The following is a 24,830-nucleotide window of genomic DNA, read 5'->3' as shown; positions in this document are numbered from 1 at the left end:
TAACCACTTTCAAGATACAAGCGGTTTATCCATCCCATCTGCGATTGAACGCTAATTCGCGCCTTGCCTATTCAACGCCTATAAATCCGCCCGTTTGGTGCGCCCAAAGCTTGGCATATATGCCATTGTGCGCAATAAGCTCGGTATGGGTTCCCTGCTCTACAATATTGCCCTTATCCAGAACAAGTAACCTGTCCATTTGCGCAATGGTCGACAGTCGATGCGCAATAGCCAGCACGGTTTTGCCTTCCATCACTTTATCCAGACACGCTTGAATAGCTGCTTCAACTTCTGAATCTAGCGCTGATGTGGCTTCGTCCAGCACTAATACAGGCGCGTCTTTCAGTAACACTCGCGCAATAGCAATGCGCTGGCGCTGACCGCCTGAAAGCTTCACGCCTCGTTCACCCACGTGAGCGTCGTACCCTGTTCTACCGTGACTATCGGTAAGCGTAAGAATAAAGTCGTGCGCTTCGGCCTGTTTGGCTGCACGGATCATATCTTCTTCTGTCGCGTCGGTTCGACCATAAAGGATGTTGTCGCGTACGGAGCGGTGCATCAGTGAAGTATCTTGTGTCACCATGCTGATTTTGGCGCGAAGGGTTTCTTGGCCTACTTCAGTAATATCTTGGCCGTCAATAACAATACGACCACTCTGGGTATCGTAAAAACGCATGAGCAAATTAACCAGTGTCGATTTACCCGCGCCAGAACGCCCCACTAAGCCCACTTTTTCTCCGGGCTTAATGGCTAAATCCAAGTTAGTGAACACATCAATAGGTTTGTTGTCTGCACCTGAATAAGAAAAATGCACATTATCGAAATTAATCCCGCCGCCATTTACCTTTAACGCATCGGCTTTTGGCTTGTCTTTTACTGCAATAGGCTGCGCTAGTGTATTCATGCCATCCTGCACCGTGCCTAAGTTTTCGAACAAACCTGATACTTCCCACATAACCCAGTGCGACATACCGTTTAGTCGCAAACACAAACTAATAGCAATGGCGATATCGCCCGGGCTCGCGATGTTTTCCATCCACAAATACACAGATAGCGCACCAATGGTGAAAATAAGAATGGCGTTAGCCATTTCCACGCAGAATTCCAACACGGTAACCAAACGCATTTGCGGGTAAACCGTCTTAAGAAAACCATCCATACTTTCTTTTGCGTAATCCGCTTCGCGGCGACTGTGTGAAAACAGCTTCACCGTTGTGATATTGGTATAGCTATCGACAATACGCCCAGTCATTAATGAGCGCGCGTCGGCTTGCTTTTGCGACACTTCTTTTAGTTTTGGTACCAGCACCTTCAAGATACCGATATACACAAAAAACCACACGATAAGCGGCATGGCTAAGCGCCAGTCAGTGCTGAAAATAAGCACTACCATAGAGATAAAATAAACACTGATGTACACCAGCAAATCGAGAACCTTGGTCACGGTTTCTCGTACCGATAGCGCTGTCTGCATCACCTTGGTAGCAACACGGCCGGCAAACTCATCGTGGAAGAAGGTTAAACTTTGGCCAAGCAAATAGCGGTGAGCCTGCCATCTAATGCGCATGGGATAATTCCCCATCAAGGACTGACGAGAAAATAGCGAGCGCAACAAGATAAACAATGGAATAAAAACGAGAACGGTTAGTCCCATGCCGATAAGGGTAAATTTTTGGTCTGCTAAAAACGTGTCGCGGTTTTGATCAGAGAACCAGTCAACTAACTGCCCTAAAAAGCCGAACAGCGCCACTTCTAACATGGCAACAATGGCACTTAACACGGAAACAGTAAGGATTACGCCCCACATGCCTTTTGTATAGTACTTACAAAATGCAACGATACCTGTTGGCGGTTGGGTAGGCGGCGTGTCAGGGAAAGGCTGGGTCAGCTTTTCAAAAAATGAAAACATGTAGAACTCGTTAGTTATTCAGTGACAGAGCACGTTTACGTATGCCCCAAAATGCTGGGTCACAATTCTACACGATAACTGAAAGTGTGTTGAACTTTGCGGTGCTTTTTTACCGCAAAGCTCGTTTAACATTAGTTAATATTTGGCACAGACTGATACTTGGCCAAAATTATTATTTGGAGAAGAGCTAACATAAAACAACCCAACTATAAGCGAGTTTTCTGTCAGCTTTCACTCTGCAAAGCCCAGTTTAGCGAGTATGCTTTCTACTTTTTCAGCGTGTTCAGCCTGCCACTGCCCAAGTGACATAGAGCCGTCTTTCTGGGCACGTTTTTGAGCAATATCATAGGCTGCTAACGCCTCATCTTTTGGGATTACTGCAATCCCCTCTTCGTCTGCAACAATAATGTCTCCGGCGTGAACCGTTACACCTGCACAGGTAATCGGCTCATTTAGCGGCGATATGCACTTTTTGGCGCCTGGCTTGGGTATAACGCCTCTGGCAAATACCGGAAAATTGTTGTCACGGGTCTCAGCAAGATCTCGTATAACACCATCAATTACGAAACCTTTTATGCCGCGAGACTGGGCTATCGCGCAGACGTTACCGCCCGCAACAGCGAATTCATCATCGGCTTCCACAACAATAATGTCACCGGGGCTTGCGCGATATATCGCCGCATGCAGCATAAGATGGTCACCCGGCTCACACTTAACAGTAAATGCTGGGCCCGCAATGCGTGGCATGCCTTCCCACAATGGTTTTATCGCATAGTGCATGAACTGCTCTCTTGGCAGCGCATCGGCGTACTCACAGGGTGATACGCTATCGAAAGGGGTATTGTGTAAGTCCATCGCCGTTCCTTGAATGTTGTAGTGTGTGAAAAAAAACACTATAGCGAAATTAGCCCTACAAGTTGTTACAAGCTGTGTATTTTCACTATAAACACTTTTTCTATCCCCCCCGCCATGCTAAAAATTAGTAAAAAGCGTGCACGCAATACGCCACACCATTCTTTAGAAGGGATGCACAGGTTTCGCAACGCACTAAAAACAATAAGCGGCAAGCCCAAATGTCGCCCAATAAAATGAAAAGGAAAACTCGACATGTTACGTAGCGTTTTAAGCTTAAGCGTGGCACTGGCCCTCACGGCTTGTAGCCCACAAAATTCATCCACAGAACAACAGACACAGAGCGCGGCTACCGAAGAAGCTCAGCAACAGCTTTCTTCAGGTGTCATTAAAGAAAATATGGATCTGTCTGTTGACCCGGGTGATGACTTTTTTCGCTACGTAAACGGCAAATGGTTTGATAATTTTGAAATACCGGCAGATAAATCGAGCTACGGTTCTTTCGTGATCCTTCGCGATGAAGCACAAGATCACGTTATGGATATTATAAAATCGTCTGCCGAAGGCGACTTTAAAGCGGGCAGCGACGAGCAAAAAGTCGGTGATTTTTACCGTGCCTATATGGACATGGAAACCCGCAACGAACTTGGTATGACACCGCTAAAGCCTGAGTTAACTAAGATTGAAGCCATTGAAGACTACACCGACCTTGCTGAGTATTTCGCTTATGCAGCTCGCTATGGCTACGGTACACCGTTCAGCCTAACTCAATACCCTGACCTTAAGTCGCCAAAAGAATATTTGATGTACACGTGGCAGTCGGGCTTAGGCCTTCCTGAGCGCGAGTACTACTTCAAAGACGACGAAACATCACAAACCATTCGCGATGCCTACGTTAAACATATTCAAACCATGTTTGAGCTGGCGGGTTTCGACGCGCCTAAAGAAAGTGCGGATATGCTGTTCGCACTTGAGACTAAAATTGCTCAGCTACATATGAAAAAAGAGCAGGCCCGTAACTTTGCTGCCAACTATAACAAGCTGACAATTGAAGAACTTAAAGCGTTAATGCCTAAGTTCGACTGGGACGCTTATCTTACTGAAGCAGACATTAGCGACATTCCTTCGCTAGGCATCCTGCAAAAAGACTACATGCAAAACATTGATGGCGTTATTGCAGATACCTCACTGGAAGATTGGAAAACGTTCCTTAAGTGGGGCTTGTTAAATGCTTCAGCCAGTCGCTTAAATGCCGAGCTTGATGAAGCAAACTTCATTTTCTACAGCAAAGTGCTTCGCGGTGTCGAAGAGCAACAGCCACAATGGCGTCGTGCAGTAAGCCTTTCAAATGCTCATGTAGGCGAGCTAATCGGTAAGGTTTATGTAAAACAGCACTTCCCGCCTGAAGCGAAAGATCGCATGATGGAAATGGTTAATAACCTGTTGTTAGCTTACAAAGAAAGTATCGAAAATCTTGATTGGATGACAGATGAAACCCGTGCACAAGCACTAGACAAGCTGTCTAAGTTTACCGTGAAAATTGGTTACCCAGACCAGTGGAGAGACTATTCAGCGCTGACAGTTAATGCCAGTGACCTGTTTGGAAACCTTAAGCGTTCTTCGGACGTGCTGTACGAAGAAATGCTTAAGAAACAAGGCGGCCCAGTGTGGACCCATGAATGGGGCATGACACCACAAACTGTTAATGCTTACTACAACCCACCGCTAAACGAAATTGTATTCCCTGCGGCTATCCTTCAACCTCCGTTCTTTGACATGAACGCCGAAGACGCGGTTAACTACGGTGGCATTGGCGCGGTAATTGGTCATGAAATTGGCCATGGTTTTGATGATTCAGGGTCAACCTTCGACGGTGACGGCGTTCTGCGAAACTGGTGGACTGATGAAGATCGCGGCGAGTTTGAAGCACGCACTGCGAACTTGATTGAACAGTATAACCAGTTTGAGGTTCTGCCTGACTTGCACGTAAACGGTGAATATACCCTAGGTGAAAACATCGGCGACCTTGGCGGAATCAGCATCGCACTTAAAGCTTACCACCTGTCTCTTGATGGTGAAGAAGCCCCTGAACTAGACGGTTTCACTGGCGATCAGCGTGTATTCATTGGTTACGGCCAGGTTTGGGCAAGCAAATATCGCGAAGAAGCGTTGCGCAGCCAAGTACAAACCGATACCCATTCACCTACGAAGTTCCGCACTAACGGTGCTGTTCGCAACGTACCTGAATTCTACGAAGCGTTTAACGTGACCGAAGAAGATGCGTTGTATTTACCACCAGAAGAACGCGTGAAAATTTGGTAATTCGCGTACTCTAAACACAGTACATAGAACGTAGCGTACATAAAATACGATAGCTAAAGCCCCATGTTTGCTTCACCAAACTGGGGCTTTTTTTGTCGTGTTGAAGTGTATGACTGAGCAGTTTCAAAAAGGCTAAATATGAATGTAAGAACAACTATTGTCTTTAGCAGCTTAGCGTTGATTTACCTGGCGACGCTGCCGCTTACCCCCTGCGTGGCGCAATTCTTACCCAAAGCCCTGCCTATTGTGGTACTGGCAGTTTTCGCCTATACAAAACTTAGCGCCATGCCGCGATACATGGTGTTGGCGGCGTTACTTTTTAGTCTTGCCGGAGATGTTAGTCTGGCCTTGCCCTTTGCTGATAGTTTTATTACCGGCTTGGCGTGCTTTTTTGTTGCCCATTTAACGTATGCTATGTGTTTTGCGTTGCTGCATCGCCGCCTACAAGAAACGCCCGGCGACCATATCATTTCACGCAAACCAAAGTGGTTCATTAGTATTATTATGGTTAGCTTTGCCGTAATGATGGCAGTGCACATTCTGCCAGCGTCGAAAGCCTTATTTTACCCTGTAGTCGCCTATATTAGCGTAATCACACTGATGGGTTTAACCGCAGTGTGGTTGGCTCAAACTAAGCTGATCGTAACCGGTGCGTTATTTTTTGTGATATCAGATGCCATTCTCGCCCAGTCGGTTTTCAAAACCCCGCTTCCACTGTCTACCATTTGGGTAATGACAACTTACTATGGTGCCCAATATTGCTTAACCATGGGGCTGGTTGATGGTTTTTTGAGAAAAGAGAATAAGCAGGAAGAGATTGGTCAGACCTAGTTAGACAACGACGTTAAAACGTCTATCGCCAAGTCGGCTTTTTCAGCTGGCACGAAAATATGGTCGTGATAATAAGCGGCCACCACGTTGGCGCTAATTCCTGCCTTACCCAGCGCGGTGGACATAGCTGCAGTCATGCCTACCGCTTCCAAACTAGAATGCACTTCACAGGTTATACAGCGGTAATAACCTTCAAATTGCAGATTAGCTTTCTCGGCTGCGGCAACCGGAAGAATAAGGGTGGTGCCCTCGCGTTCTTGAAACATCCCCTTAGCTACTGAAATTAACGCACTAGTTAATCTGTCAGCAGGCAAGGTAGTAAAAACGTAATTTTCACTACTCGCCACAGGATTCAGATTTTTCAGTATCACGCTCAAGTCAGTTTCAGCGACCACACTCACCTTCCATTGAATAACGTCAGTACTTAGATCTAAGAGCGCATATTAAAGCTTTCGGGCTCTAATACGCTTTCCTTTAATCTTACCTTCTCTAAAGTGCGCCATGGCTTTTTTCACGCTTCGCGTTTTCACTGCGACAAAACTCATGCTGTTCTGAACTTTAATTTTGCCCAAGTCGTCGCCAGGAATGCCCGCATCTTTGGTAAGTGCACCCACCAGATCGCCTGGGCGAAGCTTTTCCTTTTTACCCGCGCTTAGTGAAATACAGGTAAATTCAGGCTGAGTAATTTTGTTTTTATGAAAACGCAGGCTTTGTGCGCCTTTAAGTGGAATATCGCTTTCTTGCAATACTTCTATTTTTCGCAAAAAGTGCTCTTCGTCATCGCTGACTAGCGTGACCGCCATGCCCTGTGCGCCTGCTCGCGCCGTGCGACCAATGCGGTGAATATGGGTTTCCGGCTCTTCACTTACCGTGTAATTAATTACGCAGGCAACATCATCAATATCCAGCCCTCGCGCAGCTACATCGGTGGCAACAAGTACTTGTAGCGCATCGCTGGCGAACTGCATTAGCACCGATGTGCGTTGATGCTGTTCCAAGTCCCCCTGAAGTCCAGCTGCGCTAAAGCCATCTTCGATAAGCTCCTCAACCACTTCATTTACCTGAACCTTGCGGTTACAAAATACAATGGCATTTTTAGGTTGGTAGTGGGTAAGTACCGCTTTAAGCGCCTGAGTGCGTGTGTGCGGGAGCACGTTGTAGCCCAATTGGGTGATAGCGGGTTTACTGTCTTGAGACTCAACTTTACAGGTTACCGGGTTGTGCAGGTACTGCTTGGCTACACGCTCAATTTGTTCCGTAAAGGTTGCAGAAAACAATAGGGTTTGCACTTGTTTTGGCGTTTGACCGAAAATAATGCGTAAATCGTCTTCAAAGCCCATATCTAACATGCGATCGGCTTCATCGAGGACACGCAACTTTACGTTACTTAGGTCAATTCGACGCTTTTCCACATGGTCCATTACGCGACCCGGCGTGCCCACAATGATGTGAGGGCTATGTTTCAGTGACTGAATCTGCGGCCCCATAGGCTGGCCACCACATAACGTGGTCACTTTAATATTACCGATGTTCTTAGCCGCCGAACGGCACTGCTGAGCCACTTGATCAGCAAGCTCTCGGGTAGGACAAAGTATGATAGCCTGCGTGGTAAAATCATTCACTTCTACGTGCTGCAAGGCAGGAATTACAAAGCACAGAGTCTTGCCGCTGCCCGTCTGCGCTTGGCCTATCACATCTTTCCCCTGCAACGCCTCAGGGAGCGATTGTGCCTGTATAGGGGAAAGTTGGTAAATGCCTTGTGAGTCTAGCGCCTTGGTGATGGCAGGGTTTATATCTAAATGCTTAACTGTTTCAACTGTCATTAATTTGGGTTCCAAAGGTGCACTACACCATGTTCGGTATGATGAGCTATGCCGTATTCTTGGGACACCATGTCACTCCAGGAAGAAAGCTGCTCATTAAACTTGTCACTCATTTTCACACCGGCCGCCGCTAACTTGAGCTTCTCTAAAACCAAAACACAGGTGTCTTTCTTTGACAGTGCTAGGTAGGCCGTTGAAATGTCGTACTTACTCGATAGGGTTATTGTCTCACATTTAAATTGTTTTGGGTTACATCCAAAGTCAATTGCCCCCTGAGAACCGAAAATAGTATCAATTTCGTTGTTGATCAGTGCGTCCACTAATGCCTGCCACGAATCATAGGCTTTTACTTTGAAGCCATGCTCTATCGCAACGTTATAGCGGTAGTCTTCCAATAAGGTACCAACCCTAAAGTTCTTTGGTACGTTGGCAAAGGATTCAAAATAGGGCTTATCAATGCCGTACAGTCCATGAAGGTTTCTTGATACCGGCGTTACCCAGTGAAACACGCTTTCTCTTTCATGCGTGCGAATTACTGAGAATACCAATACGTTAGACTTGGTCATTGCTTCCTTTGCAATACGTTCCCATGGCGCGGAAAGGATACTCTGCTTGAGCGTCATCTCATCTAATATGTCTCTGACCAAGTCTGCAGCAATGCCTTTAAGCTTTCCTCGCACTCCCACCTCTGAAAAAAGTGGCACAATGTCGGCGATGACCCAAAGATTGTCGGTATTAGCATGCAGCTCACCTGCTAAGCTTAGTGTTCCAAAAGTAAGTATTGTGGCCGGGAAAGATGCTTTCAGTTCATCCCGCATTGCGCTAGCAAGCAATGTGAAGTCGTCTGAACCTTTGTATTGAGCAATCAGCTCGCTCATCCGCTCTGCAATATCGGCAGAACCTTCACTTTTGCTCAGTGCGATATAGCTCACTGCTATTGTCGTTGCCTGACTGCCCGCATTAGGCGTACAACGAACATTATTTCCACATTCAAAGGCAAATAGCGGCGTGATCCAATAATAACTATCTTCGTTATTTTCATCTCTGATCAAATTGATAAGGACGTCGGCACTATTCGATAAAGTGTTAGTAGCAGGCGTTAAATCAATGCCATTTTTTGATAAGGCATTTTTAAACACTGTGAGTGAGTAAGATTGAATACTCTGCTTCTCAGAGGGAGAAAGGGTACTTGGTAAATCGGGGGCGTGAGAGTAAGAGAATGCTTGTGCCCAAGTGGATGAACTCCACAGGGCACATAAACAGACAATAACAACAAAAACTACGCTTGAAATGCCTTTTCTAATTTCCACTGCAACGTTTGCCCCGCATAAAATGGAACCATATCGGTGCCATCAGCTAGGGTTACTTGTTCTGGCACCGTCCACGACTCTTTCACTAATGTCATTGTAGTCGTATTTCGTGGTAAACCATAAAAATCTGCACCGTAATGGCTAGCAAATCCTTCAAGCTTATCTATTGCGCCTAGCTGCTCGAACACTTCGGCATAAAGCTCAATTGCAGACCATGCGCTATAACAACCCGCGCAGCCGCAAGCATTTTCTTTTTTATGTTTTGCATGAGGTGCCGAGTCGGTACCTAGGAAGAATTTTTTGTTGCCGCTTGCCACCATATCGCGCAACGCTTTTTGATGCGTGTTACGTTTTAGTACTGGCAAGCAATAGTTATGAGGGCGTACGCCGCCAACCAGTAAATCGTTGCGGTTTAACAATAAGTGCTGAGGGGTAATGGTGGCTCCAACAAATTCGCTGGCGCCCGCTACGAAGCTTGCGGCATCTGCTGTTGTAATATGCTCAAACACCACTTTCAGCTTAGGGAATGCGTCAACGATAGGCCCTAAATGGGTATCAATGAACACTTTTTCACGGTCAAAAATATCAATGTGATGTTCGGTCACTTCACCATGAATTAGCAACAATAAGCCTTGCTCTTGCATGGCTTGGAATACGGGGTATAAAGCCTGAATGCCTTTTACTGCGGCGTCTGAATTAGTAGTGGCCCCTGCAGGATATAGCTTACACGCAGTTACGCCCGCTTGTTTTGCATCGATAATGTCTTGAGGTGTAGTTTGATTAGTAAGGAATAAGGTCATTAATGGCTCAAAGCTACTGCCTTTAGGTCGCGCAGCTTCAATTCGCCCTTTGTACGCCATGGCCATTTCAGCATTAACCACCGGTGGTACAAGGTTTGGCATAACAATAGCGCGCTGGAAACAACGTGCGGTTGCAGGCACTGTTTCAGCTAGCATTTCGTTATCGCGAAAGTGAAGGTGCCAATCGTCTGGCGTAGTAATGGTGAGCGTTTGCATGCCTTGTCTCTCTTAGTACTTATTCAAACAGAGGGGAAGATGCGCGCAATAATAGCACAATTCCCATTTTGCGCGCAGAACAACTCGCTCGAAAGTGGCTATGAATTCTCTTCGCCGTGCTCTACCCAAATAAGCTTGCTAACGTCGTACCCAGCCGATGTCGCTTTTTCTAGTAAACGGGTGCGGACTTCATCTGAAATAGAAGGTGTTCGCGCTAAAATCCAAAGGTAGTCTTTATCTGGGCCTGTTATCAAAGCATATTGATAACCTTCTTTATCTAGCTCCATAATTACATAGCTAGCGTAAAATGGGCCAAAGAACGATACTTTCAGATGCCCTGTCGTTTCAGACTCTACAAAATACGCTTTGCCCTCGGCTTCATCCCATGCATTTTCTTCTACTGAAAAACCGCGATTAATTACCTTAACCCCTCCGTCATCGCGCATGCTATAGGTTGCCGTAACTTCGCTTAATCCTTCTTCGAAGCTATGGTCAAAGCGCGCTATTTCATACCACTTCCCTAAATAACGAGGAAGCTCAAAGCCTTCAACCGGCACTACCTTGTCAGGTACGCCAGTACAGCCAGACAAGCCCACACACACCATACCCGCCATAATCATTGAAACTAACTGCTTAAACATATGCCCTCTTTTCCTTGAACTCAGCTTTTAAAAAGCCCACTGATTAATTTAAATACACGCCTACATCGCAAAAATGATCTTTATCGGTGCTGCAACACCATAAACCTTCAAGCTAGGCTAACGGTCGACAGTAAAAATACGCTCGCCTAATCAGACTTTTCTTATCGCTTGGACCATATTACAGTGCTTTTAAAACAAGCCTTGAGCTAATACAGGCCCTGCCCACTCGATATTCTCAAACAGGGAGAAAATGACATGAATGCACACTTTCCACACGCAAGCCGCTTAATATATGGATGCATGGGCTTAGGTGGCGGTTGGAACGACAAACCGGCAACCAAAGCCGATATAAGCCAAGCAAGAAGCATCATTGATACTGTGCTGAGTTTAGATATTAATGTGTTTGATCATGCTGATATTTATACGTTCGGCAAAGCCGAAACGGTTTTTGGTGAAGCGCTCAAGCAAGCGCCCGAATTAAAAGACAAAATGATTATCCAATCTAAATGTGCAATACGATTTGAGGATGATTTAGGACCAAAGCGTTACGACTTTTCAGCAAATCACATTCACACGTCGGTTGAAGGCATTCTCTCTAGATTAGGAATAGAACAGCTTGATATACTGCTGCTGCATCGTCCAGATCCACTTATGGAGCTAGACGAAGTCGCCGGTACACTGAAGCTGCTTCAGCAGCAAGGTAAAATAAAGCATGTTGGCGTTTCAAACATGCATGGTCACCAAATTAATTACCTGCAGTCTGCACTTTCCACACCGATTGTTGCCAACCAACTTGAAATGAGCCTTGGCTTTAGAGACTGGTTAGAAGACGGCATTACTACCAACAGTGCTGCTAATCGCGATACAGGTTATGCGCCCGGCACACTTGAATACTGCATGATGAACAACGTGCAACTTCAGGCATGGGGAAGCTTGGCACAAGGTAGATACACAGGTGCAAAAGTTGAAAATAGTAATGACCGTGCAACAGCAGACTTAGTGGCTCAACTTGCAGGTGAATATCAAACTACGCCTGAAGCGATTGTTTTGGCCTGGTTGATGCGACATCCTGCCAACATTGCGCCCGTTTTGGGCAGTACCAATATTGACAGAATTAAAGCAAGCCAAAAGGCTGAAGATGTTCATTTAAGTCGAGAGCACTGGTACAAGTTATTTGAGGCTGCTCGCGGTCAAGAGATGCCGTAAGCATAAATATTAAGGAAATTAAGATGCTGAAAGGCTTTCACCACGTTGCTATCATTTGTAGTGACTACCCTCGCTCAAAGACGTTTTACACGGACGTGTTGGGCTTCTCGATTATTGATGAAAACTACCGTGAAGCCAGAGACTCTTACAAATGTGACCTCGCGTTACCTGATGGCAGTCAGATTGAGCTTTTTTCGTTTCCGGGGGCACCGCAAAGACCGTCGCGCCCAGAAGCGCAAGGACTTAGGCACTTAGCGTTCAAGGTGGACAACCTTGATGAAATGATCAACCACCTAACGAATAAGCGAGTTGAATGCGAGCCAGTGAGAACCGATGAATACACCGGCAAACGCTTTACATTTTTCCAAGATCCTGACGGTTTACCCCTAGAGCTATACGAAATCTAAAAATCGCGAAGCCGTAATAGAAAAATGCCGAATAAGGGGTCTCTTATTCGGCATTTTTATCAATAGCGATACAAACTTTTATTGGTCGAGCATCCTAACTTCCCGCTGCGGGAATGGTATTTCAATATCATGCTGCTGAAGAGCATTAAAAATGGCTTGGTTTAGTGCATAGCGCACTTCGAAATGCCTTACAGCTGCCGCCCAAACCCGAATACCAAAGTTAATACTGCTGTCGCCAAAATTATCTACACCAATGGCGGGTGACTTTTCTTCGCTGACTCCATCTACCGTTTCAACAGCCTTGCGAATCACATCGATTACCTCATCGACCTTACTGGAATAGGCAACGCCAATTTCAAGTTCAATCAACATGTTCTCTGCAGAATTATGCAAGATTTCACCGACTATCAGTTTGTTGGGTATTTGGATGTGAACATTGTCTTCGTCAATAAGAATGGTATAGGGCAACATGACTTGATCGACCACCCCTGCAACACCACGCACGCGGATAGTGTCGCCAACAACGAAAGGACGGGTAATAATTATGGTAAAGCCAGCGGCATAATTGGCCAACATACCTTGAATAGCTAAACCTGCACCTAAACCTACAGCACCTACGGCGGCTATAAGTGGGGTTACGCTAATGCCCACATTACCTAATGCTATAATTATTACGATACCCAATACCACTAGCTTGCTGGCACCGCCGGTAAAGCGGCTCAGCGTAATATCGATATTTCTGCTGACCATCAGGTTTTCAACCATGTGGCCTATTTTATTGGCCACCCACCAGCCAAGCAGAAAAATAATGATGGCGCCTACAATTTGGAAACTGTAGGTCACTGCAAATTCTACAAGAGTGTCGTAAAGGGCTTGCGCTTGTTTTAACTCATCCATGGAACGTGATTAGACTAGAAACTGATAGGAATAACCGAAGCTTAAACAACAACGTGAGGAAAAACCAGTGCCGAGAGCAAGCCCGGCACGTTACGGTTTTAAGGAATAAAGAGCGAGCATTGCATTTAGTTGGAGTATTCGCTTGCCTCAATTTCCGCTAAACGTTCTTTGGTAGGGTTCTTAATGTAGTTATACACCAAGCCAACAAAGAGCACGGCAGCAAAACCCGTGGCTACCATAAAGCCATACTTGGCGTCGCCACCGTTGGCGTCGCTCACCAGGCCCATGATGAAAGGCCCTGCAGCCGCACCTGCTGCGGTGAAGAACAAGATTACTCCGGCTACGCTTCCGTGTTGATGTTTTGGGAAACAGCTTATGCCTTTTGAGTTAAAGGTAGGATAAATTACTGACATAAAAATGCCCGTTAGCGGGAATAGAAACAACGCAAGCTGTTTTCCGCCCCACAGACCAAGACCGAAACACAGTACAATAGCACCAGTGAACACCATAAGAACCAATGCCCAGTTGAAGTGAGACATCATCCAGATGCCTACGAAACGCCCTGCAGCACGAAGGATAAAGAATGCCGTTACCGAGTATATTGCAAGGGTCTGAGAGAAGCCTTCAGTATAACAATCATAGGTCGCTTTAAGCGTAGTCGCGTCGCACACTAAATAACTCGGCATCCACACATAAATGGCGCTTTCTGCGGCGACATATAAAAACGCGCCTACTGAAAATCCTAAAGCATAGGGGTTTTTCACTAAACTTAAGCTCTGCGCTATCGATACTTTCTTTTCACCTGAGGCTGTATCGCGAGTGTAAGCGGGGTATTTCACCAGCAAAGCACCGATTATAAGTAGCGTACAAACACCACCGGCGATTACATAAAGCCACTGCCATGCAACGCCTTGATGAATGAGATAAGCGACAATAAGAGGCCCGATAATTGCACCAACGCCAAAGAAGGCTTCTGCCCCATTCATAGTAGCTGTGTGCTGTTTGGTCGATGTTGAAATATCACCGATGAGCGCCAGCGCACCTGTTTTAAAGATGCCCACGGCAACGCCAGATAAGCTCATTAAACTAACAATCAACACAAAGTCGTTAGCAATTAAGAAGCTGTAGCATGCAAGGCCAAACAACGCTAAACCAATGATAATGGTAGGCTTGCGGCCTAACTTATCAGCCAAAAAACCTAGGAAAAGACCCGATAAGGCAATACCTAACATGGGGAGTGAATGCATTAAGCTTGCTTGAGCATTGGTGACAGAGAACGCCACTTTCACTTCTTTGATTATCTCGCCTACCGAGTCTGACGTCATCGCAAACATCATAAACATTAGGTAGGTTAGCCATCTGATAATTCTGCTACTAGGATCATGATTGGGCATAGTCTGTCTCACAAGCACGGTATGAAAGGCCTTGTTCAGCCCTTCTAAACTTCACAAAAACACGTTGATCATTGCACGCATTCAGTAGGTCAAAAATAACGATGTAATAAACTTGATAAATGAGCTTAATCGTTTAAGATAAAAGTTAACAGAATTTAAAAAGCCTGTAAACCTGTTAATTAGGATAGGTTGTATGACGCACCTAAGCGTCGCACTTTGGAGTTTTCTATGAGCTATGCTGCTGACAGTGGTGTATGTTTAGACCGAATCTTGGCATCAACCGATTTATCTGGCCTAAGTAAGAAAGATGCAACAACTTTTACGCGTCGCTTGAAGGAACATTTTCCTCGTCTTTTTGACAAATATACCTACGTTTATGGGCACCAGTATGACTGCTACTTTCATTTACAAAAACTGGTTGAAATATTAAGAGACGGGTTAAAAAGCCGTAAACCAGCCCTCAAAAAGCTTGATAATGAAAGGTTAAAAAACCCGCTTTGGTATCGCGATGAACAGCAAGTCGGCATGGCCTGTTATGTTGACCTGATGGGTCCCACTCTGAATGACTTGCATGACAAAATTCCCTACTTTAAGTCTTTAGGCGTTACCTATGTGCACTTAATGCCTTTATACGATGCGCCCAAAGGGGATAGCGATGGAGGATATGCTGTGTCGGATTATCGCAAGGTTAATCCAACGCTAGGCACAGTGAAAAACCTGGAAAAGCTTGCTTCAGCACTTCAGAAAGAGGGAATAAATCTTGTTCTCGACTTTGTGTTCAATCATACCTCTGACGAGCACGCTTGGGCGAAAGCTGCACTGGCTGGTGAGAAGCAGTTTCAAGACTACTACTACCTTTTCGATGACAGAACCATTCCCGATCAGTACGAACATACTTTAAGAGAAATATTTCCCCAGGTAAGAAGAGGTAGCTTTACCTTTAATGAACAGATAGAAAAATGGGTATGGACGACATTTAACAGCTTTCAATGGGATTTAAACTACAGTAATCCTGAGGTGTTTAACGCTATCACGTCTGAAATGTTGTTTCTTGCCAATATAGGTAGCGCTGCATTGCGTTTAGATGCGTTGGCCTTTATTTGGAAAGAGCTCGGTACTAACTGCGAAAATCAGGAAAAGGCCCACGTTCTTATACAAGCGTTCAACTGTTGCTTACAAATTGTAGCGCCTGCCGTGGTCTTTAAGTCAGAAGCCATCGTGCACCCTGACGAAGTACTTAAGTACATCGACAAAGATGAGTGTCAGCTATCCTACAACCCTTTGCTAATGGCACTGCTATGGAATTCGTTAGCCACGCGTAAAACCCGTTTGCTTACGCGCTCAATGAAAAAGAGCTTCTCTATTTCTGAGAACTGCACATGGGTGAACTACGTGCGATGCCACGACGATATAGGATGGACCTTCGACGACGTGGTAGCCAACGAACTGGGTATTAACGCATTCGATCACCGCCATTTTCTTAATCAATTTTATACCGGTCGTTTTGAAGGAAGTTTTGCCAACGGCGTGCCGTTTGCTGAAAACCCTTCTAACGGCGATTGTCGTGTGTGTGGTTCACTGGCCTCTTTATGTGGGCTAGAAGGCGCACTTAAATCCAACGATTCAAAAGGCATTGATGACGCTGTGAAACGAATGATGCTGCTTTACGGTATCACCTTTAGCATTGAGGTATTCCGCTACTTTACTCAAGTGATGAAGTAGGCAAGCTTAATGACTACAGCTATCGATTTGATGACACCAAAAAGCACGACGACAGATGGGTAAACCGAATTGCTGTTACCCGCGCAGATACAGAATTGGCGCTAGGAAACACGCCGCCTGCCAACCCTACAGAGACTGCGAGCCTTCGCGTGTTTAGCGGATTGCGCAAAATGATAGCAATTAGAAAGCAGAATGCGATTTTCGGGCAATCTAGCACCCAAATTTTAGATGCCGATAACCATCATTGCTTTGCTTTTCTTCGGGAAAATACACAGGGTCACAAGCTTCTTGTGATATGTAACTTCAGTGAGCACCCTCAGACCATTCAGCGTAGCCTTTTGGCAACACTAAAGGGCGCATCAAGCCGAGATTTGCTAACTGATGAAACGGTCGAAATGAATGGGTCACCACTATTGCTTGAGCCTTTTCAACAAATGTGGCTTCTTACTGATTAGAGCTCGAGCTTTCGTCATATCTTGCTAATTGCTGTTTGAAAAGTGGTTAGCAAGTTATCCGCAGCTTAGTCGCCAAATTAATTATCTTTACTGCCAGTGACTTATCGAATAAGTCATTTTTTCACAGGCACACCAATAAATACCCACTATACTTTTTATAGTGAATAGATAGTTCACGTAGCTTCCGCATAACTTTGGTAGCTTGGCCTGTGTTTGACTGGCTTTCAAACTGATTGACGCGGAAGTAGCACTCTTCTTGTTGTGTGTGGTTTGTTTCTTGCTTCACGCAGAGGTATTACACAGCGGGATTCGACTTATGTCATATGGATATGTTTAACATGGTAACGGATAAAACGATGCAAAGTGATAGTGCTTTGGAATACATGTGCCCGTATTGCGGCGCAATAAATGACTTCCAGCTAGAAACAGTTCGCGACATGTATCACGAACAGCATGAATCTTGTGGGTGCTGTAACAAAGTACTCAGTTTAACGGCGGCCGATGGTATTGGTGGCCGTATCAATTTGATTGTCGATTCACTGGATGCAGAGCTTGTTATCAAATAAAGCGCGTTGGAAAGCGTAGCAAAATGTTAGCAAACAAAAAGCCGCTTCATGAGCGGCTTTTAAAGTTCTTGAATAAAGTTCCGAAACAAACAACCATCAACTACCGAAAGAACTCTCGTTTCAATTCATTATCAGTAAGGAAACGGCCGCCGAGCGCAGACGTTTTCGTATATGAATTAGTATCACGGATCCCTCTCGCCTTAACGCAATAGTGCGTGGCGTTAATGCTCACCGCTACGTCTTCAGTATTGGTCAACGTCTGCAACGCAACTAACACTTGTTGAGTTAAACGCTCTTGTACCTGTGGACGTTGAGCAAAGAAACCCACAAGACGGTTAATCTTTGAAAGGCCGATTACTGTATCTTTTGGAATATAAGAAACGGTTGCCGTGCCATCAATAGTAACAAAGTGGTGTTCGCAGGTGCTGGTCAGGCTTATATCAGATACCTGTACAGGCTGGTCAATATGCATCTTGTTTTCAATGGCAGTAATCTTAGGAAATTTGCGGTAGTCCAATCCACCGAAGATTTCATTAACATACATTTTAGCGATTCGCGTGGGCGTATCACACAAACTGTCGTCAGTTAGATCAAGGCCAAGCGTGTCCATTACGTCACGCATAGCACTTTCAATTCGTTTGCGCTTTTGCTCGTCAGTAAGACCATTAGCCACCATAGGTGTTTCTAAACCTTTAGCTTCTAATGCTTCTCGTACACGTTGTGCTGGCTCTGAAATAGAGGGGTCTAGTGCGTCGCGCACAATTACCGCTTCTTTTACTAACATTACTTTATCCGTAGTTACTTCTTTTTTGATCTTGTACGAGCATGAGTTCGTTACAGATCGATTACTTGGCAACATGACTTTTATTTAATGTCATTGCTACCGACTGTGCATTTGGCACAGAATAATAAAACCGTTACCTTTTACGAAAGAAGGACATCATCTTGAATTCACCTGTGTTAATTACAGGCGCAAGTCAACGTTTAGGCTTAGCTATGGCCAATAGTTTACTTGACCAGGGCCACCACGTTGTCGTGACTTATCGAACACTTCGTCCAAGTATTTCAATGCTTGAGGATAAAGGTGCTACAGTCTTACAGGCGGATTTTAGCACTGAGGCGGCTATTGATCGAGCAATTGATGAGATTAAGGCAATCAGTAAAACCTATCGAGCGGTGATCCACAACGCGTCAGATTGGGCGCAAGAAAAAGATAACCATGACAAGCATAGCTTGATTGAACGAATGATGTTGGTCCATGCTGTTGCCCCTTACCGCATAAACTTGGCACTTGAAAAGGCTCTTTGTGATTGCGACGTTCAGTCTGACATTATTCATATGACTGACTACGTTCAAGAAACAGGCAGCGAGAAACACATGGCTTATGCGGCAAGTAAGGCAGCCCTGCACAACCTGACCCTATCATTTGCTAAGAAGCTCGCACCAAAGGTAAAAGTAAATAGCATTGCCCCAGCTTTGCTTATGTTCAATGAGGGTGATGACGAAGCTTATAAGCAAAAAGCGTTAGAAAAATCACTGTTAGAGATAGTACCGGGGGAGCAAGAGGCCGTGAAAGCCGTGAACTATTTATTTGATAGTGACTATGTGACAGGGCAAACCCTTCACCTCAACGGTGGGCGGCATTTAAAATAAAGACTGCCCCTTTTTTCTGTCATTTCAGTTGTCCTCATGGCTTAAAGTAATCGTCACCGCCAATTAATTTCATCGCCATTTGCCTTGGTCTCATGCTGAGGCATGGCTATAATCCGAACCCTATTTCGTAGCTATTTGGAATTTTACTATGCACGGCAACCGTACTATGGCGCCTGAATGGCATAACATTGATGCTGTTATGTTAGCGTGGCCTCATGCGCAAACCGACTGGGCTCCATGGTTAGAAAACGCGAGAGCGACGTATCTGAACGTGATTGCTGCAGTAAACCGCAACGATGCGGGTGTGATTTTATTATGTGCGCCGAGTGACGTAGACGATCTTAATTCTCGTTTACCAGAGAACGCTCGAGTGCTTATTGTTCCGGCCTCATTTAACGACACATGGATGCGCGACTACGGCTTCATCACGTGTAAAGACAGTGAAGGCAATGGCTCGCCGGTAGAATTTCGCTTTAACGGTTGGGGCAATAAGTTTAACGCCGCTGAAGATAATCTGGCGAATCAGCGTTATCTTGCCAGCATGTGTAAATCTGTACTTCGCAGCAGCCCAATTGTGGCAGAAGGTGGCGCGCTGGAAATTGATGAAGACGGACACCTATTAAGTACTGCCCAGTGTTTACTTAACCCTGAGCGTAATGGTGATATGTCGCTAAGCGCTTACGAAGATGCATTTAAAGATATGCTAGGCTGCTGCAAAGTTACTATTTTGCAGCATGGTCATTTAGAAGGCGATGATACTGACGGTCACATCGACACATTAGTGCGTTTCACGCCGAACAAAGGCCTAGTGATCCAGGCGTGTAACAACCGTCCTAATGACAGTCATTTTGAAGGGTTGAAAGCGTTGTGCGACGAGTGCGCCCTTGAGCTGCCTGAGCATGAACAGTTTCATCTGCCGCTGCCTAATATTGTAAATGACGAAGGGGATCGCCTGCCGGCATCGTACGCAAATTACTTAATTTGTAACAACGCAATATTATTGCCTGTTTACGGTGAAGAGGAAGACGCAGAAGCCATTGAGACTGTACAAAGAGCACATCCCAATCATATTGTTGAACCAATCGATTGCAGTGTACTCGTAAGACAATACGGCAGCTTGCATTGCATTTCCATGCAGGTTCCCAGAAATACATTAAAAGATTCGATTATCACCACCTTAAAGAAAGGAGTGTCATTACATGCGCCCAGCTAAGCTAAAAGTGGGTCTGGTACAACAGGCCGTTGCCGATAACGATAAAGCAACGAACTGGAATAAAAGTGCCGAGCAAATTGCCAAATTAGCCGCTGAAGGATGCGAGTGTATTTTGCTTCAAGAACTACACAGCACCCTGTATTTTTGCCAGCAAGAAGATACTGACGCCTTTGATTTGGCTGAACCAATTCCTGGACCTGCGACAGAATTTTTTGGTGAACTAGCCGAAAAACACAATATCGTGTTGGTGACATCTTTATTTGAAAAGCGCGGTTCAGGTTTGTATCACAACACCGCAGTCGTGTTCGACCGCAGTAAAGAAATTGCGGGCAAATATCGTAAAATGCATATTCCTGATGACCCAGGCTTTTACGAGAAGTTTTACTTCACACCGGGCGATATGGGCTTCACGCCTATTGAAACCAGCGTAGGTAAACTTGGCGTATTGGTGTGTTGGGACCAGTGGTATCCAGAAGCGGCGCGCCTAATGGCGATGGCAGGTGCGGACTTGTTGTTCTACCCTACCGCAATCGGCTGGGATTTAACTGACACAGAAGAAGAACGTACCCGTCAGCATGGTGCATGGGAAACCATTCAGCGCTCTCACGCTGTGGCAAACTCAGTACCGGTTATCGTGGCAAACCGCACTGGATTTGAAGCGTCACCTGTTGAAGGTGATCCAGGTATTCAGTTCTGGGGACAAAGCTTTGTAGCAGGCCCGCAAGGTGAGATTTTGGCCAAAGCCGAAGCTGAAGGTGAAACCACGCTAACCGTAGAGCTTGATATGGAACGTACCGAACAGGTGAAGCGCATTTGGCCTTACTTCCGCGACCGCCGCATAGACGCCTACGACGAACTAACCAAGCGCTGGCGCGACTAACCCGAATAATGGGGTCAGAGTACATTATTTGAAACAATGGGGTCAGTGTACATTTTCCGAGACAAATCTATGTCACAAAATGTACTCTGACCCCTTTTTTAATTCTGCCGCGGTGGAAATGTACTCTGACCCCATTTTGGTGGTTCATACTTTAAATATAATGTTGTCGTAGAGCATGAATACCTGTCGTGAGCGTTTAGGCAGAAGCGTTAGCATTACCTCTTCATCTATATCTAGCCCACCAGTGAACTGACCAAAGGCTGGCATCACAAATACATTTTCGTTGTTAGTAAAGCATTTGCCTGAGTAACGGCGGCGAGTAATGGTTGTGCGCTTTTTGGGGTGATAATGGCCAATAACCTGAGCACGAGTTTCACTCGTTTCTACTTCGTGTCTAAATACTATATTATCTAACACTATTTCAAAACACGGCGTACCCGGTATGCCGTCGGGTAAATCTGGGTCATGATTACCTTCTACCCACATCCACTCGTTCACACTATCAACTAATCTGCATAAGTGCTGACGGTCCTCAGTGGTCATGCGCGACATGCTGTGTTTATCGTGAAAGCTGTCACCTAAGCTGATAACTCGCAGTGGCTTGTAATCTTCGATGATACTTTCTAACCGCGTTAACGTGGCAGTGGAATCTAAACTCGGCAGCGGGTTCGCATAACTGCGTAAATAACTGCCTTTTTCTAAGTGGAGATCAGACACTATAAGCCAATCGCATGCGGGTAAATACGTCACACCGCGCGCGTCTAACAGCCACAAGTAGTCTGCATATTTTGTAATAGTGATGTGGCGCTGGCTTACTTTTTCGGTTAGCCAAGCATCGCTTATTGCCAAAATTTCCTCTTTTGCTCTTCGTTTGTGAGTTTTTATTATCGGTTTGAAACCGCTCGTTAATTTTGCGGGACTACGCTTCAAGCTTCCGCATTCTGACCGCTCTTGTTAGTTGAGCAAGGTGTCAGGCGTGAAGTACATCGCCAAGGTATTAAAGCGAAGCCTACAGGTCGTGTTTATCTTCACGTTATTCAACGCTAGCCCCCGATAACAATGCACGAACTTCATCTAACATGGTTTCAGCTTCTGCATATAAATTAGCTTGCTCGATGATCGCCTGTGCTCCAGCGCCTTTCACTTGTTCACTACGCACATCCAGCACTATTGGAATGGCCATGGGCGACGGCTTTTCAAGATTCACTAATATCGCTGAATCTACATAGCGAATAAGTAAATTAGCGAGTCGCCGTAAATCAAGTAGCTCACGTTCTGCATCGGCCCGCGCTACTTTAAGTAAGATATGGTCGCGGTCATGTTCACGCAACGTATCGTAAATAAGGTCCGTGGAGAACGTGACCTGCTTCATGGTTTTTTGGCTGGCGTGATAGCGCTGTTCAGTGAGCCCACTCACCACCGCCACTTGCCTGAACGAGCGCTTAAGCATAGGTGCCTGCAACATCCAGTCTTCTAACTCGTCCCCTAAAATATCTGGCTGGAATAGCTGCTGGAGCTGCCCTTGTGTGATGGCGTTTACTGAAGCCACCGATAATCCGTAATCGGTCACGCTGAAGCTTAAAGGCTTAATGCCCATTTTTTCCATTCGTCGCGTTAGCAACATACCTAAGGTTTGGTTCGCTTTGCGTCCGTCGAAGGTGTAGTACAAGGTATAGTGCGCCTGTCTAAACGGAAATTGTTCTACAAGCACGTTGTCAGGACTAGGCAATTGAGAAAACGCCTGTTGAAGTTTAAGCCACTCTTGTACCTGTGCAGGCAGTGCTCTCCATGATTTCTGAGTAGCCAAAATTGCCCGTACCCCTTCCGCCAAGTAAGTAGATAGCGGCATTTGGCCACCCGCATAGCTTGGTATTTTCGGCTCTTTTGCTTTTGCAGGCTTAGCGTGTAGCTGCATGTCGCGAATAGCCTCAAAACGCAATACTTCTCCTGCAAAATAGAAGGTGTCTCCGGGCGTTAGCTGCTGGGCGAAATACTCTTCTACTTCACCTATAATCTTGCCCTGGTTTCCTCTTCGTATACGCTTTACTTTAAGCCGACCCGCTTCAACGATTGTGCCGATATTTTGTCTGTGCCGTTGAATAACCCGCCGATTCGCTGGCGAGTAAGTGCCATCGTCGTTTTTTGTGAGGCGTTGATATCTCTCATACGCATTAAGCGCACTGCCGCCGTCTTGAGTAAACTGCCACAGCTTATCGAAATCATCTCTATCCAACCCTTGATATGGCGTGGCGGTAAGTATCTCTTGATACAAGGTATCTGGGCTATCAGCCCTACTACACAAGCAGTTCAATATAAATTGCGGGACAATGTCCAGTGCCCCTGGCTGTGGGCTTTCCCCGTCTAGCTCCCCTTTTTCAATAGCGGTGATCGCCGCCTGACATTCCAGCGCTTCAAAACGGTTTGCCGGTACGAGCAACGCTTCACTTGGCTCGTCGAGCCTGTGGTTTGCTCGCCCTATCCTTTGCAGCAGCCTGCTTACACCTTTAGGTGCGCCAACTTGTATGACCTTGTCTACATCACCCCAGTCGATACCTAACTCCAAGGCCGACGTACATACAATTGCCCTCAGCATGCCGCTTGCCATCATGGCTTCGGTCTTACGACGCTGCTCTTTGCTCAAGCTGCCGTGATAAAGGGCAATGGGTAGCGCAGCCTTGTTTGCCTCCCACAGCATTTGAAACAACAGCTCTGACTGAGCTCGCGTATTCACAAAAACCAGTGTGGTTTTGGCGTTTTCAATGGCCTGGTAAATATCATCGATGGCGTAGCGAGCCATAAAGCCGCCAAAAGGCATGCGCGCTTTAGAGTGCAGCATTTCCACCTTAGGTTTTTCACCCGCTTTCACTTTTACAATATTAGCTACACCGTCACTGCCAGCCAGCCACGCACCTAGCGTTTCGGGAAATGCCACGGTGGCTGATAAGCCAATACGCTTACAATGCGGTGATAGAACGCTTAACCGCGCGAGGGCGAGTGAAAGAAAGTCTCCGCGCTTGTTGGCCATTAAACTGTGCGTTTCGTCGATGATCACGCGTTTAAGCTTGCCAAAAAGCTTATCGGCATCGGCGTAGCTCAACATCAGCATGAGCGATTCTGGTGTGGTAAGCAGGATGTTTGGCGGCTTTTTACGTTGACGCTGGCGCTTGTGTGAGGGCGTATCGCCTGTGCGTGTTTCTGCCGTTATAGGCAGCGCCATCTCTTCAATGGGCTGTAACAAATTACGATGAATATCTTGCGTGAGGGCTTTCAGCGGCGATATGTAAAGGGTATGTAGGCCGTTGAACCCATCCTTTTCTTTTCCTTTTGTTGCCTGTTTGTTTATTGCTTTTGTTTCGGCTTGTTCACTGGTTCCGGTCTTCTTAACAAGCTCCCCATTTTCCGACATCTCTGCAAGTTCACTCATACCAAATGTCTCTGCAAGTTCGACTAGGCTAGGTAAAAAGCCCGACAGGGTTTTGCCAGCGCCGGTTGGCGCAATCAATAATGTACAGTCATGCTGGTCTTTCTCCACAAGCATGGTGTGTTGATAATCGCGTAGTTGCCAGCCTTTTTGTTCAAACCAATGGGCAAAGACTGAAGGAAGTGGAGTCATTGATGGTTCTTGTTAATACTTTTAGCACTTATACGGCAAAACCTTGGTTAGGTTTACTTGTCACGCCTTACGATAGATGCACAATGTAATCATCCTCAGCGCGTTTAATGTTTAGATACA

General features: G+C 45.9%; 20 protein-coding genes and 1 pseudogene. 9 read left to right on the top strand and 12 right to left on the bottom strand.

Annotation, left to right across the window (positions count from 1 at the left end):
• Positions 1-67: 67 nt before the first annotated feature.
• Both WA381_RS14270 and WA381_RS14265 read right to left on the bottom strand, forming a co-directional pair.
• Positions 68-1,909: an ABC transporter ATP-binding protein gene (locus WA381_RS14270; protein WP_014951046.1), complete on the bottom strand. Its 1,842-nt coding sequence runs from the start codon at positions 1,907-1,909 to the stop codon at positions 68-70.
• A 231-nt stretch (positions 1,910-2,140) separates the two neighbouring features.
• Positions 2,141-2,764 (bottom strand): RraA family protein, encoded by a 624-nt coding sequence (locus WA381_RS14265; RefSeq protein ID WP_156087068.1) that lies wholly within the window; start codon positions 2,762-2,764, stop codon positions 2,141-2,143.
• Positions 2,765-3,016: 252 nt separating this feature from the next.
• On the opposite strand from WA381_RS14265, the gene WA381_RS14260 reads away from it, so the two are divergent.
• Together WA381_RS14260 and WA381_RS14255 are read left to right on the top strand one after the other, a co-directional pair.
• Complete coding sequence (locus WA381_RS14260; protein ID WP_156087070.1) at positions 3,017-5,083, top strand: M13 family metallopeptidase; 2,067 nt, start codon at positions 3,017-3,019, stop codon at positions 5,081-5,083.
• Positions 5,084-5,221: 138 nt separating this feature from the next.
• Positions 5,222-5,914 (top strand): lysoplasmalogenase, encoded by a 693-nt coding sequence (locus WA381_RS14255; protein ID WP_061486711.1) that lies wholly within the window; start codon positions 5,222-5,224, stop codon positions 5,912-5,914.
• Here WA381_RS14255 and WA381_RS14250 read toward each other — a convergent pair.
• The 5 genes from WA381_RS14250 to WA381_RS14230 form a co-directional block, all read right to left on the bottom strand.
• Complete coding sequence (locus WA381_RS14250) at positions 5,911-6,309, bottom strand: ACT domain-containing protein (RefSeq protein WP_061486712.1); 399 nt, start codon at positions 6,307-6,309, stop codon at positions 5,911-5,913. The two genes, WA381_RS14255 and WA381_RS14250, sit on opposite strands and share 4 nt — an antisense overlap.
• A gap of 48 nt (positions 6,310-6,357) precedes the next feature.
• Positions 6,358-7,737, bottom strand: a complete 1,380-nt coding sequence (gene dbpA / locus WA381_RS14245; protein ID WP_014951051.1) for an ATP-dependent RNA helicase DbpA — start codon at positions 7,735-7,737, stop codon at positions 6,358-6,360.
• Entirely contained in the window at positions 7,737-9,047 is a 1,311-nt protein-coding gene (locus WA381_RS14240; protein ID WP_049588764.1) for a substrate-binding periplasmic protein, read from the bottom strand. Before WA381_RS14240 ends, dbpA begins: the two co-directional genes overlap by 1 nt.
• The gene (gene pyrC / locus WA381_RS14235) at positions 9,017-10,063 is read right to left on the bottom strand and encodes a dihydroorotase (protein WP_014951053.1); all 1,047 of its coding nucleotides are present in this window, start codon (positions 10,061-10,063) and stop codon (positions 9,017-9,019) included. Before pyrC ends, WA381_RS14240 begins: the two co-directional genes overlap by 31 nt.
• A 98-nt stretch (positions 10,064-10,161) precedes the next feature.
• Complete coding sequence (locus WA381_RS14230; RefSeq protein ID WP_014951054.1) at positions 10,162-10,704, bottom strand: lipocalin family protein; 543 nt, start codon at positions 10,702-10,704, stop codon at positions 10,162-10,164.
• 255 nt (positions 10,705-10,959) lie between these two features.
• Between WA381_RS14230 and WA381_RS14225 the strand changes: the two genes are divergently transcribed.
• Positions 10,960-11,910 (top strand): aldo/keto reductase, encoded by a 951-nt coding sequence (locus WA381_RS14225; RefSeq protein ID WP_061486714.1) that lies wholly within the window; start codon positions 10,960-10,962, stop codon positions 11,908-11,910.
• Positions 11,911-11,933: 23 nt separating this feature from the next.
• Positions 11,934-12,317: an SMU1112c/YaeR family gloxylase I-like metalloprotein gene (gene gloA2 / locus WA381_RS14220; protein WP_014951056.1), complete on the top strand. Its 384-nt coding sequence runs from the start codon at positions 11,934-11,936 to the stop codon at positions 12,315-12,317.
• A 78-nt stretch (positions 12,318-12,395) separates the two neighbouring features.
• Here the strand turns inward: gloA2 and WA381_RS14215 are convergent, their stop codons facing one another.
• Entirely contained in the window at positions 12,396-13,214 is an 819-nt protein-coding gene (locus WA381_RS14215; RefSeq protein ID WP_156087071.1) for a mechanosensitive ion channel family protein, read from the bottom strand.
• A gap of 125 nt (positions 13,215-13,339) precedes the next feature.
• Positions 13,340-14,557 (bottom strand): MFS transporter, encoded by a 1,218-nt coding sequence (locus tag WA381_RS14210; protein ID WP_156087072.1) that lies wholly within the window; start codon positions 14,555-14,557, stop codon positions 13,340-13,342.
• A 279-nt stretch (positions 14,558-14,836) separates the two neighbouring features.
• On the opposite strand from WA381_RS14210, the pseudogene WA381_RS14205 reads away from it, so the two are divergent.
• Positions 14,837-16,785, top strand: a pseudogene (locus WA381_RS14205) (alpha-amylase family glycosyl hydrolase).
• 338 nt (positions 16,786-17,123) lie between these two features.
• Positions 17,124-17,351 (top strand): hypothetical protein, encoded by a 228-nt coding sequence (locus WA381_RS14200; RefSeq protein ID WP_230598813.1) that lies wholly within the window; start codon positions 17,124-17,126, stop codon positions 17,349-17,351.
• Positions 17,352-17,451: 100 nt separating this feature from the next.
• On the opposite strand, the gene folE is transcribed toward WA381_RS14200, so the two are convergent.
• Positions 17,452-18,135 carry a GTP cyclohydrolase I FolE gene (gene folE / locus WA381_RS14195; protein ID WP_156087074.1) on the bottom strand — a complete coding sequence of 228 codons (684 nt, stop codon included), beginning with the start codon at positions 18,133-18,135 and terminating at the stop codon, positions 17,452-17,454.
• 161 nt (positions 18,136-18,296) lie between these two features.
• Between folE and folM the strand changes: the two genes are divergently transcribed.
• From folM to WA381_RS14180, 3 genes are all read left to right on the top strand, one after another.
• On the top strand, positions 18,297-19,004 hold the full coding sequence (gene folM / locus WA381_RS14190; RefSeq protein ID WP_156087076.1) for a dihydromonapterin reductase: 708 nt from the start codon (positions 18,297-18,299) through the stop codon (positions 19,002-19,004).
• Positions 19,005-19,152: 148 nt separating this feature from the next.
• Positions 19,153-20,217, top strand: coding sequence for an agmatine deiminase family protein (locus WA381_RS14185; RefSeq protein ID WP_156087078.1), 1,065 nt, complete (start codon positions 19,153-19,155; stop codon positions 20,215-20,217).
• The gene (locus WA381_RS14180) at positions 20,204-21,097 is read left to right on the top strand and encodes a carbon-nitrogen hydrolase (protein ID WP_039229281.1); all 894 of its coding nucleotides are present in this window, start codon (positions 20,204-20,206) and stop codon (positions 21,095-21,097) included. Before WA381_RS14185 ends, WA381_RS14180 begins: the two co-directional genes overlap by 14 nt.
• Before the next feature lie 144 nt (positions 21,098-21,241).
• Here the strand turns inward: WA381_RS14180 and pdeM are convergent, their stop codons facing one another.
• The gene (pdeM, locus tag WA381_RS14175; protein ID WP_156078942.1) at positions 21,242-21,946 is read right to left on the bottom strand and encodes a ligase-associated DNA damage response endonuclease PdeM; all 705 of its coding nucleotides are present in this window, start codon (positions 21,944-21,946) and stop codon (positions 21,242-21,244) included.
• A gap of 184 nt (positions 21,947-22,130) precedes the next feature.
• Positions 22,131-24,710, bottom strand: coding sequence for a ligase-associated DNA damage response DEXH box helicase (locus WA381_RS14170; protein ID WP_156078943.1), 2,580 nt, complete (start codon positions 24,708-24,710; stop codon positions 22,131-22,133).
• Between the last annotated feature and the right edge of the window lie 120 nt (positions 24,711-24,830).

The sequence above is a fragment of the Alteromonas sp. CH_MED4-4 genome, assembly GCF_037029575.1.
Taxonomy (GTDB): Bacteria; Pseudomonadota; Gammaproteobacteria; order Enterobacterales; family Alteromonadaceae; genus Alteromonas; species Alteromonas macleodii.
Note: the sequence above shows the minus strand (reverse complement) of the source record. Positions and strands in the feature narration are given on the sequence as shown.

What these genes read in the sequence shown, in the direction of transcription:
- dbpA (WP_014951051.1), bottom strand. Translation starts at nt 7,737, where the DNA reads ATGACAGTTGAAACAGTTAAGCATTTAGATATAAACCCTGCCATCACC.
- WA381_RS14225 (WP_061486714.1), top strand. Translation starts at nt 10,960, where the DNA reads ATGAATGCACACTTTCCACACGCAAGCCGCTTAATATATGGATGCATG.
- WA381_RS14180 (WP_039229281.1), top strand. Translation starts at nt 20,204, where the DNA reads ATGCGCCCAGCTAAGCTAAAAGTGGGTCTGGTACAACAGGCCGTTGCC.
- WA381_RS14265 (WP_156087068.1), bottom strand. Translation starts at nt 2,764, where the DNA reads ATGGACTTACACAATACCCCTTTCGATAGCGTATCACCCTGTGAGTAC.
- WA381_RS14200 (WP_230598813.1), top strand. Translation starts at nt 17,124, where the DNA reads ATGGTAACGGATAAAACGATGCAAAGTGATAGTGCTTTGGAATACATG.
- pyrC (WP_014951053.1), bottom strand. Translation starts at nt 10,063, where the DNA reads ATGCAAACGCTCACCATTACTACGCCAGACGATTGGCACCTTCACTTT.
- folE (WP_156087074.1), bottom strand. Translation starts at nt 18,135, where the DNA reads ATGTTAGTAAAAGAAGCGGTAATTGTGCGCGACGCACTAGACCCCTCT.
- gloA2 (WP_014951056.1), top strand. Translation starts at nt 11,934, where the DNA reads ATGCTGAAAGGCTTTCACCACGTTGCTATCATTTGTAGTGACTACCCT.
- WA381_RS14170 (WP_156078943.1), bottom strand. Translation starts at nt 24,710, where the DNA reads ATGACTCCACTTCCTTCAGTCTTTGCCCATTGGTTTGAACAAAAAGGC.
- WA381_RS14230 (WP_014951054.1), bottom strand. Translation starts at nt 10,704, where the DNA reads ATGTTTAAGCAGTTAGTTTCAATGATTATGGCGGGTATGGTGTGTGTG.
- WA381_RS14255 (WP_061486711.1), top strand. Translation starts at nt 5,222, where the DNA reads ATGAATGTAAGAACAACTATTGTCTTTAGCAGCTTAGCGTTGATTTAC.
- WA381_RS14185 (WP_156087078.1), top strand. Translation starts at nt 19,153, where the DNA reads ATGCACGGCAACCGTACTATGGCGCCTGAATGGCATAACATTGATGCT.
- WA381_RS14270 (WP_014951046.1), bottom strand. Translation starts at nt 1,909, where the DNA reads ATGTTTTCATTTTTTGAAAAGCTGACCCAGCCTTTCCCTGACACGCCG.
- WA381_RS14215 (WP_156087071.1), bottom strand. Translation starts at nt 13,214, where the DNA reads ATGGATGAGTTAAAACAAGCGCAAGCCCTTTACGACACTCTTGTAGAA.
- WA381_RS14210 (WP_156087072.1), bottom strand. Translation starts at nt 14,557, where the DNA reads ATGTTTATGATGTTTGCGATGACGTCAGACTCGGTAGGCGAGATAATC.
- WA381_RS14260 (WP_156087070.1), top strand. Translation starts at nt 3,017, where the DNA reads ATGTTACGTAGCGTTTTAAGCTTAAGCGTGGCACTGGCCCTCACGGCT.